Below are 14,529 nucleotides of genomic sequence, written 5' to 3' on the forward strand. Positions count from 1 at the left end.
GCTCGGCCAACGTCGCGGGGCGGCTGTCTGAGAGCTGGCCGGGTAGTGGCTGCGGTCCTCGGGGTGCCCAGCAGCGCGAGGTTGTGAAGCAGCCCTCACGGATGTGAGGCGCTACAGGGCCCGCCGGATGACCGCAGCGGTCCTCGGGCTGGCGGTGCCGCGGCCGAGGTGGACGTCCTGGGTCAGGCTGGGGCGGCTGTGGCCGAGGTGGTCGGCGATCTGGCGGGCTGAGAGCCCGGCTTCGTCGAGCCGGGTGGCCACGGTCTTGCGGCGGCCGTCGAAGTCGCGGAAGCCGGCGCCGGCCTGCACCCGATGCCTGCCGAGCACCTCGAAGCGGATCCTCCCAATGGTCCCCACGGGCAGTGGCGGCCTTCCCATGAAGACTCCTCGGGCCTCCGCTCGGGACGCACCCTGGCCTGGATCAGCGAGCACCGCCGCTGCGTGCGGACTACGAGACCTGGCCCCAGCACGCCGAGGCGATGGTCTGCCTCGCCATGAACACGACCATGCCCCGCCGGCTGGCCCGGTGAGCGAGTTCCACGACGCGTTCTGAGACGACGCGGCCCGCGTCCACGAACAGCCCATCCCCGTGAGGACACCTCGTGACGGGCTTCGCGGACAGTCGTTCAGATGCTCGGCGCGTCACCACCGGCTGATCCTGGAGCGCGTGGACGATGGGCCCGCGACCGCTTCGTCCACGAGCAGCCGGCCGCGCTGATGGTGGCGGTCGCGGCCGACTTGCGGATGCCGTTCGAGCCCGGTCGGGCTCGACATCCGCACACGATGCCAAGCGGAAGGGCTCGGCCACATGAGCGGGTTGTCTCGGCGGGAGTTCCTGGAATATGCCTCGGTAGCAGTGCTGGGGATCGGGCTGGGTCGTGGCTTGACCGTGTACGACCCTCCTGCTGAGAGCAGTGACGGAACCGGGCGGCTCATCGGCGACGGGTCGACCGCCGACACAGGTCCCCAGCCGCACCAACCAGTGCCCCAGCGGCTGGAGCCAGGACAGGCGCCGCCGCAGTTCGTCGTCTTCTCCTGGGACGGAGCCGCCAACCTGGAGACCGGACTGTTCCCGCGGTTCCGCTCGCTGGCGGCCGAGTACGGCGCGGCGATGACCTTCTTCCTCAGCGGCATCTACGCCCTGCCGGACGAGCACCGGATGCAGTACGCCCCGCCACGGCATCCGGTGGGCGCCTCGGACATCACCTTCCTGTCCACCGCCGAGGTCGTCGCCACCATGAGCGAGGTCCGCGCCGCCTGGCTGGACGGCCACGAGATCGGCACCCACTTCAACGGGCACTTCTGCGGGGACAACGGGGTCTCGCTGTGGACGCCGGCCGACTGGGCCGACGAGATCGCCCAGGCCAAGCGGTTCGTGCAGACCTGGAAGACCACCACCGGGCTGACCGGCCGACCCGACGTGGCGCCGCTCCCCTTCGACTACGAGCGCGAGCTCATCGGCGGCCGCACTCCCTGCCTGCAGGGCCAGGAGGGGCTGCTGCCCACCGCCGCTGCGCTGGGCTGGAAGTACGACGCCAGCTCACCCGGTGGAGTGCAGGTCTGGCCCGACCAGCGGTTGGGCCTGTGGAACTTCCCACTGCAGGCTGTGCCGTTCCCCGCCGCCCCCGCCGGTAAGGCCCGCCACGCCCTGGCGATGGACTACAACATCATGTACAAGCAGACCAACGGCGATACGGACGGCGACCCGGGCATGTACCCCACCTGGCGAGCCCAGGCCCGCGACGCCTACCTCGCGGGCTTCCAACGCGCCTACACGACCAACCGGGCGCCACTGTTCATCGGCAACCACTTCGAGCAGTGGAACGGCGGCATCTACATGGACGCGCTCGAGGAGGCCCTACGCCAGATCGCCGAACAGCCTGACGTCCGCCTGGTGTCCTTCCGCCAACTCGTCGCCTGGCTGGAAGCCCAGGACCCGACCACGCTCGCCCGGCTGCGGACACTGTCGCCGGGTCAACCACCTCCCGACGGATGGCGCACCCTCCTGGCGCCCTGATCATGGCGGTCGTGTCCGTCAGGGCCCCACGATGCCGCGTGGAGATGCCTGAGGCGGGTGACGGGAATGGAACCCGCATGGCCAGCTGGAAGGTGTTTCGAGCTCCGAAGGCGGCAGCGGAGCTCGCGTCCATCCTCGGCATCGCAGTGCCGGTGGACGCCGGCGGCCGCACCCTGCGCTCGAGCTCTGACGCGCGCGCCATGTCACCGGCTGAGCAACGCGCGGATGGGTGCCAGACTCGGCCGGTGCCGCCGCGTCGACTCCTGCTGATCCGCCATGCCAGGGCGGCCGGCGGCCCGGTCGACCTGGAGCGGCCACTGACTGCCGAAGGCGTGCAGCAGGCCGCGGCGCTCGGGGCCTGGCTGGAGCATGCCGGTCTGGTGCCCGACCGGGTGCTCGTGTCCCCTGCCCGCCGCGCGGTACAGACCTGGGAACAGGCCGGCGCCGCACTGTCATCGGGAGTGCAACCGATCGGCGACGCGCGGATCGGCGACAACACCGTCGATGCGCTGCTCGCGGCGATCCGGGAGACCCCGGAGAACGCGCTGTCGGTGGCCGTCGTCGGGCACAACCCCTCGATCGGTGAGCTGGCGGGCGTCCTCGACGACGGTCGCAGCGATCCGGTGGCGCGACGTGGCGTCGAGTCCGGGTTTCCGGCCGGGGGTGTGGCGGTGTTCGAGCTCGCCGGGTCGTTCGCCGCCGTCGGGCCGGGCGCGGCGACGCTGAGGGAGTTCAGGGTGCCCGGCGACTGAAGAATCAGGCGTCGGTCCAGCAGTGGCCGTCGAGCGCAACAGGCAACGCTGACCGATTCCGCCGCCACGTCCCCGACGGGCCGACGCCGGCTCAGCGTCTCCCCGAGGAGGTGTGAGCGTTCCACCTGTCCGCATCCGCGTGCGGGTCCGCCCGCCCCTAGTCTCCCGGTCTGGCGTAGCCGACGCTGATCCGGCAGGCCGTCGCTGATCGGTGGGGCGCGGCGTCGGCAGCCTGCCCGCGTCGTCGCCCGCCCGTGGTGGGCCACGATGAAGGCACACCGGAGGCCGCGCCCGCAGCCCTCGCCCGGGGTGGCGACGCGGAGCGAGGAGGAGCGATGAGGACGAGTCGGCTGGTGCTGACCGGCGCCGCGGTCGGCACGATCGTGGGCACGGCACGCGCGGACCTGAACGCCACCCATGTGTTCAACCCGGACTGGCCCCCGCACGCCCGGTTCCACGGCGCCGCCGGCTGGGGCACGGTCGCCGGCGCCCAACTGCTCGCGCTGTGGCTGCTGTGGCGACCGGCGTCCTCCGCCGCCGAGCAGGAGCTGGCGGCCAAGACCGCCGCGCTCCTGCCGGCGGTCGCGTGGGCGCCGTTCTTCGGCGCGCTGGCCACGCCCGGCACCGCGGTCGAGGACGAGCCCGGGCACCTGCCGCGCGTGGCCGGCGTGCCGCTCAACCTGGTTCCCGCGACCCTCGTGCCGGCCGTTGCGGCCCTCGGCTACCTGCTGCACCGCCGGGGGCTGTAGCGCATCCACGCCGCGCCGGTCGGTCACCGCCGGAGCTCCGCCACCCCGTCGAGCCGACCGTGAGCAGCAGAGAGACCACAGCCACGGACGCGATCATGCCCACTGGCTGTTACTGGGCCTGAGCCTGGCTCGTCGACTGTTCCGAGGTCGACCAGCCAGGCTCTCTTCGTCATCTCAGGACAAACCGGCGACTGCAGTCTCGTACTCAGCCGCCACCGACGGGGGCAGCTCGCCAGTGACACGGACGAGGATCGGGCCGGCCAGGTAGTGGTACTCGGTGCCAGCGATCGGGCCGAGGCTCTCCAGGGTCTCCTGGATGTAGTCCGACCGGACTCGCGCGTCGGCGCCGTCGGCGAACACCTCGATCGAGCCGCCACCCTCGTTGCCCGGCTCGGCCGGGTCGATCGGCACGCCCACGCGGCTGTCGGCGAACGCCACCTTGGACACGTACTGCCCCGGCCGCCCAATGAGGTCGTTCGCGTCGTTGGTCTCCGTGATCACCGCGCTGTCGGCGATGGGCAGCCCGGCGTCCTTCAGGTCGGCCAGTGCGGTTGCCGCGTCCATCGCCTGGTCAGTCGTGGACGGTCCGGCCGCGGTCGCGGACTCGGGTGCTGCGGCGCTCGTGCTGGACTCGGTGGCCTGGGCGGTCGCCTCCGCGGAGTCCCCGCCCCCGCAGCCGGCGGTGAGCGCCGCCGCCGCGATGGTCATGATGATCGTCGTGCGCATGGAGGTGGGTATCGGCAGGCCGTCGGCAACTCCGGGTCGCTGATCCACGAGCGCGGCTCCCGCCTGAAACCGGGCTCGGTGATGCCTACCCGACCTCGAACACCGCCTCCTGCACCGGTCTCCGAGAGGTCGGAGAGGCTCCTTGCCGGACCCCACCCGCAGGCGTAACATCGGCTGCAATATACCCCTACCGGGTACCCGATTCGGAGGACTGGAGCACGGGGGGTGACATGGGGACCACCGAGCAGGACGGTGCCCACGGCTACATCCACCGGAAGGACGACTACCTCAAGCGGCTGCGCCGCATCGAGGGTCAGGCCCGCGGGCTGCAGCGGATGGTCGAGGACGAGAAGTACTGCATCGACATCCTCACGCAGGTCTCGGCGATGACGAAGGCGCTGCAGTCGGTCGCCCTCGGCCTGGTCGAGGAGCACCTGTCGCACTGCGTCGTCCAGGCCGCACAGGCCGGCGGGCGAGGCCGACGCGAAGGTCCGCGAGGCGTCCGAGGCCATCGCCCGCCTCGTCCGCTCCTGAGCTGCGCCTCCAGGGCGAACCCGTCCTGGAGCACCGAGATGTCGACCAACGACCGCAGAAGTGGAAGGAACCCCTGATGAGCACCGCCACCTACACAGTCGTCGGCATGACCTGCGGCCACTGCGTCAGCTCGCTGACCGAGGAGGTCAGCGCCGTCCCCGGGGTCACCGACGTCGACGTCGACCTGGCCAGCGGCGGCCTCACCGTCACCGGTGACGCTGAGGTCGACGACGCCGCCGTGCGCGCCGCCGTCGAGGAGGCCGGCTACCAGGTCGCCGGCGCCTGACGACGATCCGTCCGGCTGCGGCTCCGCCGCGAGTGACGCCGCACCCGGACGGTCGCTCGGCGTCGGGCGCGCACTGGGGAGGGATGTCCATGAGCTCCACAGTGCGGATCGGGACCCACCTCGTCGGCCTCGGGATCGTCTTCGCAGCTGCCCTGGGCATCGGCAACGCGGTCGAACCGGTCGGTCCCGCCGCTGGCCGGACACAGCCGGCCGTGACCACTGGCGGACGCCGGGGAGCCGGTCGGCGCTCCGTCGAGCAGGAGCGCGGGGGAGTGAGGCGCGGCGGCGCCGTTCCGAGGTCCGAGTGGGCCGGAGCTGCGTCGCCACGCCGATTCGTGCACCCACCTCCCGGGCACGACACGGACGCTCCCGGCGTCCATCGCTGAGCCCCGCAGCGGATCCGACCCAGGGCCGGAGAGGAGCCACCGTGGTCACCGCACTGTCCCTGCTGGCGCTGACCTGCACGTTGGTCATCACGCTCCACGCCGCGTCGTTCTTCCTCACGCGGTTCCGCCAGCCGGCGCTCGTCCTGCCGTTCGAGTCCGGGATGCCCCCGCAGCAGCACGCGGTCTCGCGGTACCACGCCCGCTGGTACGCCGTGACGATCCTCTTCCTCGCCTTCGACATGGAGATGATCTTCATGTACCCGTGGGCGGTCGTCGTGGCGGAGATGGGTGTCAGCGCCGTCGCCGAGATGTTCGGCTTCCTGGCCGTCCTCGTGGTGGGTGTCGTGTACGTGTGGCGTGAGGGAGCGCTGCGATGGACGTGATCGGGCGAGTGCGGCGGTGGGCCTGGTCCCGGCCGCGGGTCCTGCTGGTGGACGCGCCGGGCGCCGACCTCCTGAGGTGGGCGGTCGAGGCGGAACTCGACCGCAGAGGCTGGGGCCACGCGTCCGCACCGGCGGAGACGGATCTGCTCCTGGTGCTCGGCACGCCCGGCGAGGACCTGGCGCGTGCCATCGACGTCGTCTGGTCGCAGGTCCCCGAGCCGCGGCACAGGTCCGGCGTCGGTTCCGGTGCCCATGTCGCCCAGGTACTCGACACAGCACGTGACGCACTGCTGGAGACAGCCACGGGTGCGGGGCTCGACGAGCAGAGGCGTCCCTCGCCGGCGACCCTGCTCGGGGGGGCCGGTAACGAGGAGGACGACGGCCACGCCGGGATGGGCCACGAAGGTCAGGTCGGCATGGGGCACGACGGCCACGAGGGCATGGACCACACGGAACAGGCTGACGTGGTCCACACCGTCCATGCCGGCACGGACCGACCGGACCACGGCGGCGCCGAGCACACCGGTCACGAGCACGGCCACCACCGTGAGCACGGCGACGCCGAGGAGCCCGGGCACGAAGGTGACGAGCACGTCGGCCACGGAGGCATGGAGCACAGCCACACCGACGATGCCGACCCCGAAGGGCCGAGCCATGGCGGGTACACCGACCACGGCGGTGCCGATCACGGCGGGCAGGCCGCCCTGGAGCAGGGCGGACACGCCGGCACGGAGCACGAGGGTCACGAGGCCGGACCCCGTCGCCGCGAGGTCCCTGAGGGCGCCGGGCAGGAGGGGCTGCACCACGGCGGCGCGGATCGTCCCCCGCACACAGATGTGGGCCGTGCCGCCCCCGCCGAGACGGACCACGGCGGCCACGCAGGGATGGGCCACGGCGGGCACGCGGGGATGGACCATGGCGGCCACGCCGGCATGGGCCACGGCGGCCACGCGGCGATGGACCACGGTGACCATGCCGGCATGGGGCACGGCGGCCACGCCGGCATGGGCCACGGCGGGCACGGCGGCATGGACCACGGGAGCATGGAGGTGGCCGGGCTACCCATGGCCGACACGGCCCCCGACCGTGACGGTCTCCAGCTGGACGCCCTGGCGGTGGCTCTGGGACCGGTACTCCCCGGCTGGCCCACGGGTCTCCTGCTACGCGGGAAGCTGCAGGGCGACGTCCTGACCGACGTCTCGCTCTCCTGGGTCGACGCCGCGCACCCCGTCGCCGCACACCGCGTCGATGGACACCCCGTCGATGGACACCCCGTCGATGGGCACCACGGCGACGGCGGGACCGCGAGGCTGGAGGCGCTGGACCACCTCGCCCGGTTCTTGGACGTGGCCGGCTGGCCGGTGGCCGCGCGGGACGCTCGACGAGCACGGAATGGCCTCCGCGACGCGGACCCGGACCGGGTGGACGCCGGGCGCCGCCGCGCCGTGCAACTGGCGCACCGGGTCCGCCGCTCGCGGACGCTGGCCTGGTCGGTCCGAGGGATCGGCGCGGTGGAGCCGACCGGCGCGCAGCCGTTCCGCGGCGACGTCCTGGACCGGGTGCGGTGGTGGTGCGAGCTCGCCGCCGGTGCCGAACCCCCGGTGGATGCGCTCCCCGAGCTGCCGCTGGAGCGCGTGGCCGAGCTGCTGGAGGGAGCCGAACTGGCAGCCGCCCGGCTCGTCGTGGCCAGCCTGCGGCTGACCCGGCAGGAGACCGCGACACCGGTGGCGGCCGATGTCCGGACCGGGTGAGTCCGCGGTGACCTCGGCTGCGGCCTGGGGGACGTGGCCGGCCGTCCTCGCTGTGCTGGTCGTCGGCCTGGCGCTGGGGGTGCTCGTCGCCGCCGTCGACCGCGCTGTCCTGTCCGGCAGCCGCGCCGGGGCCGGCGTCGAGGTGCTGCGGTCGGGGACGCGGCTGTTGACCGAGCAGCGGCGGACCACGCTGGCTCCGGATCCCCTGCTCTGGCGGCTGGGAACCGCGTCGGTACCGGTCCTGGCGCTGCTGTCACTGGCCGTCGTGCCGATCGGCGGGCGCACGCTGCTGTCGACCAGCGCCGACCTCGTCTGGTTCAACGCCATGGAGGCGATCCTGTGGGCGGCCGTCTGGCTGGTCGGCTGGGGCCCGAACGCCGTCCACGCACTGACCGGTGGGTACCGGTTCCTCATCCAGGGCCTGTCCTACGAGCTGCCGTTGATGTTCGCGCTCATCACCGTCGGGTTGGGCGCCCAGTCGCTGCGGACCGCGGACGTGGTCGCCGCCCAGGACGACCTGTGGTTCGTGGTGACGATGCCGGTCGCCTTCGTCGTCTTTCTCGTCAGCGCCGCGGCGTTCGCGTTCTGGGGCCCGTTCGCCGCACCCGCCGGGCCGGACATCGCCGGCGGGGTCCTCTCGGAGCTGTCCGGGGTCGAACGGCTGCTGCTGGATCTGGGCCGGGCGGTCTTCCTGGGCGCGTCGGCGGCGATGGCCGCGGCACTGTTCCTCGGTGGGGACGCCGGCCCGTGGTTGCCGGGGCCGCTCTGGGAGCTGCTGAAGACCGCCGGCGTGGTGGTCCTGCTCGTCGTGGTCGGACGCCGGATCCCGCTCATCCGGCCCGACCGCTTCGTCGAGGTCGGCTGGATGGTCCTCATCCCCGCCACCCTGCTGCAGGCCCTCGTCGTGGCCGTCCTCGTGCTGACCGGCTTCTACGCCTGATGGGCGGCGTCCGTTGCTGACGAAGGGAGAAGCGTGCTGACCGACCTCTCCGGCTGGGCGGTGGCGGCGGTGATCGCGCTCGGCGGCCTGTCCGTCGTCGCCGGGATCGCAGTGTTCGTCGTGGACTCCATGGCCCGGGCGACGTTCGCGCTGCTCGCGTCGTTCCTCGCCGTCACCGGCGTCCTCGTCGCCTTCGACCTGCCCTACCTGGCGTTCGTGACCGCGCTGATGATGACGATCGAGATGGCCGTCATGGCCGTCTTCATGATCATGTTCATGATGAACCCGGCCGGCCTGATGCCGATGACCATGGTGCACAACGCACGCGGGTCGGCCGTCCTGGGCGCCGGTGTCTTCGCCGTGCTCACCGTGGGTGTCTGGACGATCGACTGGCCCACCCGACGGGGCGAGCTGCCGGCCGACAGCACCATGCAGCTCGGCGAGGCCATCATGGGCAGCCACATGCTGGTCATGCTGGTGATCGGCGTGGGCCTGTTCGCCACGATCGTCTCCGGCACGGTGCTGGCCACCGCCCGCGGCCGCTACGACCGGTTCGGTGCCGAGCTGGACGCGCCCCGCCCGGACGACCCCGTGCCGGGAGGGCTGCCGCGATGACCGCCGAGCTGGTTCTGCAGGTCGTCCTCACCGTCGCTGCCGCCCTGATCGGTGTGGGCGTGTTCGGTGCGCTGTCCCAGCAGTCGATCGTGATGATCATGATGGGGCTGGAGCTCGCGCTCAACGGCGTGCTCCTCGGCGGCGCGGCCGCCTGGTACTTCCTGGCTCCCGAGGTCCCGGACGGGCAGCTGGTCGTCGTCGTGGCCCTGGTGGTCATGGCGGTGGAGATGGCCATGGGCTTCGCGGCCACCATCGCGATCTACCGGGCCCGCCAGGTGGACATGGTCGACATGGCCACGGACCTGCAGGGATGAACGGAACGACGACGGCCGACGGCGCCCTTCTCGGCCTCCTGGTGCTCGTGCCGGCCCTGGTCGGCGTGGTCCTCCTGGTCACCGGCCGGCGGGCCGACCGAGCGGCCGGGACCCTCGCCGTGCTCACGACCGTGGCCGCGCTGGTGCTGGCGGCGGTGGTCGCCGGGACGCGCCCGAAGCTGTCCGTGCCGTTCCTCGGCATCGTGCCGGGCGGGGACCTGCGGCTCGCGGTGGACGGACTGTCGGCGGTCCTGGTGGTCCTCGTCGCGGCCGTCGGGCTGCTGACCACGGTGTTCGCCGCGGTCGACCTGCCCGCGGACGCAGCCCGGGCTCGGTTCTTCGGCTACTTCCTGCTGTTCATCGCGGCCATGCTGGCGACCGTCAGCGCCACTACCGTGCCCGCACTCCTGCTCGCCTGGGAGCTGATGGGCGCGACCTCGTACGCGCTGATCGGCTACCGCTGGCAGGACCCGGGCAAACTCAACGCGGGCACCCGGGCGTTCGTCACCACCCGCGCCGGCGACCTCGGGCTCTACATCGCGGCAGGAGCGGCACTGGCCGGGACCGGGGGCCTCGTGCTCGCCGACCTGCCCGGTGCAGACGGCGGCTGGGCCGATCTCGCCGCGGCCGGGATCCTCGCCGCGGCGCTGGGCAAGTCCGCGCAGCTGCCCTTCTCGGCGTGGCTCTCCGGCGCGATGCAGGGGCCCAGCCCGGTCAGCGCCCTCCTGCACTCGGCCACCATGGTCGCCGCGGGCGGGTACCTGCTGCTGCGCACCCAGCCGTTGCTGGAGGCGACCGGCTGGGCTGCGGCGACGGCGGCCTGGGTCGGCGCCCTGACCGCGCTCGTGCTCGGCGCGGTGGCCGTCGCCCAGCGCGACCTCAAGCAGTTGCTGGCCGCGAGCACCGCGGCCCAGATCGGTTTCGTCGTGCTCGCCGCCGGAGTCGGGGCGACCGCCGGTGGCACCGCGCAGCTCGTGGCCCACGCCGCGGTCAAGGCCGGGTTGTTCGTGGCCGCCGGCGCCTGGCTCACCGCGCTGGGCACCAAGCAGCTCGCCGGGCTGCGCGGCGCCGCGCGCCGCTCCCCGGGCGTCGGAGCCGCGGCCACCGTGGCCGGGCTGGCGCTGGCCGGGGTCCCGCCGCTGTCGCTGTGGGCGACCAAGGACGAGGTGCTCGCCGGGGTCGACGGCGCCGCGCTGCGGATCGTGGGCCTGGCCGCCGCGGTGCTCTCCGCGGTCTACGCCGGACGGATGCTGGCCGTCGTCCTCGCCCGCCGGGCGGGGGAGGAACACCTCGACGAGGAGGAGGCGGGCACCCGTCGGGTGCCCGCCGCCGGCACCGGTGTCGCCGCCGTGCTGGCGGTCTTCGCGGCCGGCCTGGGGGTGCTGGCGCTGCCGGCGGTGCTCGAGCCGGTCGAGGTCCTGCTGGGGGCGGAGGGAGAACCGTCCCCGACCCTCGCCGAGCTGGCCCTCTCCGGTGGGCTGGCGGTGGTCGCGCTGGTCGGCACCGTCGTGTCCACCCGCCGCCGGCCCGGTGCCGTCCAGGCACTCGAGCGCAGCCCGCTGGGCGGCTGGGCGGGGCTGGGCACGCTGCTGTCCCCGCGGCCGGCCCTGGCCGCCGCCCGTGTCCTGGCCACGGTCGATGACCGGGTCATCGACCGTGCGGTGGAGGGCGTCGCGGTGGGGGCCCGGCGGCTGGCCGGGGTTCTCTCCCGCGCCGACGGATCCGTCGTGGACGGCGCCGTGCGGGGGCTGGCCCGCGCCACCCGGCGCGCCGGTGCCGCTGCTCGTCGTCCGCAGACCGGGCTGCTGCACCAGTACTACGCCCAGGCCGTCGCCGGTCTGGCTCTCCTGCTCGCCCTCCTGCTGCTGGTGAGGTGACCGTGTTCCTGACCGTGGTGATCCTGCTGCCGCTGGCTGTCGCGGGGCTGCTGCTCGTCCTCCCGCGGCTGTCGGGTCGGGCGGTGTCCGGGATCTGGATGGCGGCGGCGAGCGTCGACCTCGCCCTCATCGGGTGGATGTGGTGGCGCTACGAGCCGGGGGAGGGCGCCTCCGGCGTGGTCGACGGCATCGCCTACGAGGTCGACGTGCGCTGGATCCCGACCGTGGACGCCGGCTACCACGTCGGCGTCGACGGGCTCTCGCTGCCGCTGCTGGCCCTCACCGGGGTGCTGTTCCTGGCCTGCGCGGTGTGGTCGCCGCGCGAGGAGGACCGGCCGCGCAGCTTCGCCGCGCTGTTCCTGTTCCTGCAGACCGCCTGCCTCGGCACCTTCGCAGCGCTGGACCTGATCCTGTTCTTCGTCTTCTTCGACCTGACGATCGTCGGGATGTACTTCATCATCGCCGGCTGGGGACACGGCAACGCCCGGCGCAGCGCGCTGAAGTTCTTCCTCTACACCTTCGTCGGTTCGCTGGCGCTGCTCGTCGGCTTCATCGGGCTGTTCCTCGGTGGCGAGGAGCGCACCTTCGACATGGTCGCGCTGGCGCAGGACCCGCCGCTGGCCGACTCCCCGGTCGCCGGCGGTCTGGTGCTGCTGGCCATCGGGCTGGGACTGGCGGTGAAGACACCGCTGTTCCCGTTCCACACCTGGCTGCCCGACGCCCACACCGACGCCCCGGCGCCGGGGTCGGCGATCCTCGCCGGGGTGCTGCTCAAGCTCGGCACCTACGGGTTCGTGCGGATCGCGATGCCGATCCTGCCCGAGGCGTGGCAGCGCTGGGCGATGGTCATCGTCGTCCTCGGGGTGGTCAGCGTGCTGTGGGGCGCCTTCGTGGCGCTGGCCCAGACCGACGTCAAGCGCATGATCGCCTACACCTCGGTCAACCACATGGGCTACGTCCTGCTCGGCCTCGGCGCCGCCGGACTGGTCGCCTCCGCCGACCAGGGCGCCCGCACCGTCGCCACGGTGGGCGCGGTGTACCAGATGGTCAGCCACGGCCTGCTCACCGGAGCGCTGTTCCTGCTCAGCGGCGTGCTCTGGTCACGGGGGAGGACCTACGACTCCGGCCGGTGGAGCGGCCTCGCCCGCCCGGCGCCGGTCTTCGCGGCCAGCCTGGCCGTCGCCGCCTTCGGCTCGCTGGGCCTACCCGGCCTGTCCGGCTTCATCGCCGAGTTCCAGGTCTTCGCCGGCGCGCTGCCCGCCGCTCCGGTGGCCACCGTCCTCGCGGTCGTCGGCATCCTCGTCACCGCCGGCCTGTTCCTGGTGGCGCTGCAGCGGCTGCTGACCGGGCCGTTGCGCGTGCCGGCCGACCACGGACCCAGCGGAGCGGCGACCCATGCCGGCCCCGAGCCGGGCACGGTCCGACACCCGGGGATCGGTGGACCCGACGCGGGAACGGCGACCCTGGAACGCCCGGAGACCGAGACCGGCGGCCGCTTCCGGGACATGTCCGTACGGGAGCGGACCGCAGTCGTCCCGCTGCTCGCGTTGTCGGTACTGCTCGGGCTCGTCCCCCGTCCCCTCCTCGACGTGGTCGAACCGGCGGCTGCCGCGGTCGCGCAACTGGTGGCCCGGTGACCGGCGACCCGGGTGCGGAGTTCCTCGCGCTCCTGCCCGAGCTGATCCTGCTGATCGGCGCGGTCGGCGGGCTGCTGCTCGGGCTGTGGACGCCGCAGCCCAAGCAGTGGCGGGTGCGTGCGCTCGCCGTGCTGGCCTGCCTGGGAAGCGCGGCCGCCGCCGCACCGGTGCTGCCCGACCCTGCCACGGCGGTCTTCGAGGGCACCTGGACGGTCGACACCACCACGGGCATCGTCCGGATCACCGTCGCGCTGACCACCGCCGTCGCCATCCTGCTGGCCGCGCCCTCGGTGGCCGGACACCCCCGCGAGACCGAGGCCTACGTCCTGATGCTGTTGGGCGCGCTGGGCACCGTCGCCCTGGCCGCGGCCAGTGACCTGCTGCTGCTGATGGCCGCCTTCCTGCTCGCCAGCTTCCCGCTCTACGCCCTCGCCGGCTTCGCCAAAGACGCCCGAGGTGCCGAGGCGACCCTGAAGTACTACCTGATGGGTGCCTTCAGCGGCGTCCTGATGATGATCGGCATCGCCGCCCTCGTGCTCGCCACCGGTTCCACCGGCTACGCCGCCCTGGCCTCGGGGCTGCCCGATGCCTCGGCTCCGCTGGTCGCGATCGGCGTGCTGGGCGTGCTGATCGGGGTCGCCTTCAAGGCCGGCGCGGTGCCGGTGCACTTCTGGGTTCCCGACGTCACCGCGGGGACCACGCCGGCGATGGCCGCCTTCATCACCACCGTGCCGAAACTCGGTGCCGTCGCGGCGGCGTTCCGCCTGCTCGCCGAGCCGTTCGTCGCCGTCCCGGTGAACGCGCCCCTGCTCGTAGCAGTGCTGGCCGCCGCCAGCATGACCCTGGGCAACCTCGCCGCGTTCAGCCAGACCGAGGTGCTGCGGCTGCTGGCCTACTCCACGGTGAGCCAGGTCGGTTACCTGTTCATGGTGGTCGCCGTCGCCGCCCGCACCGACCTCGCCGTCCCGGCGCTGGCCGTCTACCTCGCCGGCTACGCCGTCACGAACATCGGCGCCTTCGCCGCCGTGGCCGCGGCCCCCACAGCCAGGACGATCGCCGACTGGACGGCGGCGGTGGGACGCCGGCGGTGGCTCGTGGTCAGCCTGGTCGTCTGTCTGCTCGGGCTGGTGGGGACGCCGCCCACGGCCGTCTTCGTCGGCAAGCTCGCCGTGTTCTCCGCGGCCTGGGACGGCGCGCTGGTGTGGCTCGTGGTGCTCGCGGCCGTCAACACCGTGGCCAGCCTCTTCTACTACCTGCGCTGGATCGCGCCCGGCGCGCTCGGGGCCTCCACCGCCGGCGGGACGCCGAGCCTCCCTGACGTGGGCGGGAGCCGGACGGCAGCCGGAACGGCACAGCGAACGGCCCTGCGCCCGGCGGTCATCCTCCACTCAGCAGCGCTCGTGTCGTTGCTGCTGGGCATCGGGTCAGGGCTGTGGCTGGCCTTCGCCCTCCCTGCTTGACCGCGGCGGGGCCTCACGCCTGGGCAGGGAGCTGGTGGAGGAGGCGGGAGCGGTGGCCACCGAGGTGCTCGGCCGGCGCTCCAGCGCCCTGGTGTGACGTCG

At 73.1% G+C, this 14,529-nt stretch carries 15 protein-coding genes; 13 read left to right on the forward strand and 2 right to left on the reverse strand.

Annotated features, from left to right (window positions below; all coding sequences use genetic code 11):
- Window positions 1-111 precede the first annotated feature (111 nt).
- A complete protein-coding gene (locus GOBS_RS08335; protein WP_166487227.1) occupies window positions 112-378 on the reverse strand; it encodes a hypothetical protein in 267 nt (88 codons plus the stop codon).
- A 604-nt stretch (window positions 379-982) separates the two neighbouring features.
- Here GOBS_RS08335 and GOBS_RS08340 point away from each other — a divergent pair.
- The 3 genes from GOBS_RS08340 to GOBS_RS08350 all read left to right on the forward strand — a co-directional run bounded on the left by GOBS_RS08340 (window position 983) and on the right by GOBS_RS08350 (window position 3,518).
- Complete coding sequence (locus tag GOBS_RS08340) at window positions 983-2,017, forward strand: polysaccharide deacetylase family protein (protein WP_243697673.1); 1,035 nt, start codon at window positions 983-985, stop codon at window positions 2,015-2,017.
- 77 nt (window positions 2,018-2,094) lie between these two features.
- The gene (locus tag GOBS_RS08345) at window positions 2,095-2,769 is read left to right on the forward strand and encodes a SixA phosphatase family protein (protein WP_243697674.1); all 675 of its coding nucleotides are present in this window, start codon (window positions 2,095-2,097) and stop codon (window positions 2,767-2,769) included.
- Window positions 2,770-3,104: 335 nt separating this feature from the next.
- Complete coding sequence (locus GOBS_RS08350; protein ID WP_012947846.1) at window positions 3,105-3,518, forward strand: DUF6640 family protein; 414 nt, start codon at window positions 3,105-3,107, stop codon at window positions 3,516-3,518.
- A 174-nt stretch (window positions 3,519-3,692) separates the two neighbouring features.
- Here GOBS_RS08350 and GOBS_RS08355 read toward each other — a convergent pair whose 3' ends face one another.
- Window positions 3,693-4,244 (reverse strand): hypothetical protein, encoded by a 552-nt coding sequence (locus GOBS_RS08355; protein WP_049788177.1) that lies wholly within the window; start codon window positions 4,242-4,244, stop codon window positions 3,693-3,695.
- A 230-nt stretch (window positions 4,245-4,474) separates the two neighbouring features.
- Between GOBS_RS08355 and GOBS_RS08360 the strand changes: the two genes are divergently transcribed.
- From GOBS_RS08360 to GOBS_RS08405, 10 genes are all read left to right on the forward strand, one after another.
- On the forward strand, window positions 4,475-4,855 hold the full coding sequence (locus GOBS_RS08360; protein ID WP_012947848.1) for a metal-sensitive transcriptional regulator: 381 nt from the start codon (window positions 4,475-4,477) through the stop codon (window positions 4,853-4,855).
- On the forward strand, window positions 4,855-5,064 hold the full coding sequence (locus GOBS_RS08365; protein ID WP_012947849.1) for a heavy-metal-associated domain-containing protein: 210 nt from the start codon (window positions 4,855-4,857) through the stop codon (window positions 5,062-5,064). Before GOBS_RS08360 ends, GOBS_RS08365 begins: the two co-directional genes overlap by 1 nt.
- Window positions 5,065-5,491: 427 nt before the next feature.
- Window positions 5,492-5,833, forward strand: coding sequence for an NADH-quinone oxidoreductase subunit A (locus GOBS_RS08370; RefSeq protein WP_012947850.1), 342 nt, complete (start codon window positions 5,492-5,494; stop codon window positions 5,831-5,833).
- Entirely contained in the window at window positions 5,824-7,584 is a 1,761-nt protein-coding gene (locus GOBS_RS08375; RefSeq protein ID WP_012947851.1) for an ICP22 family protein, read from the forward strand. The genes GOBS_RS08370 and GOBS_RS08375 overlap by 10 nt, the downstream gene beginning before the upstream one ends.
- Window positions 7,568-8,524 carry an NADH-quinone oxidoreductase subunit H gene (locus GOBS_RS08380; protein ID WP_012947852.1) on the forward strand — a complete coding sequence of 319 codons (957 nt, stop codon included), beginning with the start codon at window positions 7,568-7,570 and terminating at the stop codon, window positions 8,522-8,524. Before GOBS_RS08375 ends, GOBS_RS08380 begins: the two co-directional genes overlap by 17 nt.
- A gap of 33 nt (window positions 8,525-8,557) precedes the next feature.
- The gene (locus tag GOBS_RS08385; RefSeq protein WP_012947853.1) at window positions 8,558-9,139 is read left to right on the forward strand and encodes an NADH-quinone oxidoreductase subunit J; all 582 of its coding nucleotides are present in this window, start codon (window positions 8,558-8,560) and stop codon (window positions 9,137-9,139) included.
- Window positions 9,136-9,453, forward strand: a complete 318-nt coding sequence (locus tag GOBS_RS08390; RefSeq protein ID WP_012947854.1) for an NADH-quinone oxidoreductase subunit NuoK — start codon at window positions 9,136-9,138, stop codon at window positions 9,451-9,453. Before GOBS_RS08385 ends, GOBS_RS08390 begins: the two co-directional genes overlap by 4 nt.
- Window positions 9,450-11,330: a proton-conducting transporter transmembrane domain-containing protein gene (locus tag GOBS_RS08395; protein WP_012947855.1), complete on the forward strand. Its 1,881-nt coding sequence runs from the start codon at window positions 9,450-9,452 to the stop codon at window positions 11,328-11,330. The genes GOBS_RS08390 and GOBS_RS08395 overlap by 4 nt, the downstream gene beginning before the upstream one ends.
- Entirely contained in the window at window positions 11,327-12,967 is a 1,641-nt protein-coding gene (locus tag GOBS_RS08400; protein ID WP_041241407.1) for a complex I subunit 4 family protein, read from the forward strand. Before GOBS_RS08395 ends, GOBS_RS08400 begins: the two co-directional genes overlap by 4 nt.
- Window positions 12,964-14,427 (forward strand): NADH-quinone oxidoreductase subunit N, encoded by a 1,464-nt coding sequence (locus GOBS_RS08405; RefSeq protein ID WP_012947857.1) that lies wholly within the window; start codon window positions 12,964-12,966, stop codon window positions 14,425-14,427. Before GOBS_RS08400 ends, GOBS_RS08405 begins: the two co-directional genes overlap by 4 nt.
- The last annotated feature ends 102 nt before the right edge of the window (window positions 14,428-14,529 follow it).

Source organism: Geodermatophilus obscurus DSM 43160 (assembly GCF_000025345.1).
GTDB lineage: Bacteria > Actinomycetota > Actinomycetes > Mycobacteriales > Geodermatophilaceae > Geodermatophilus > Geodermatophilus obscurus.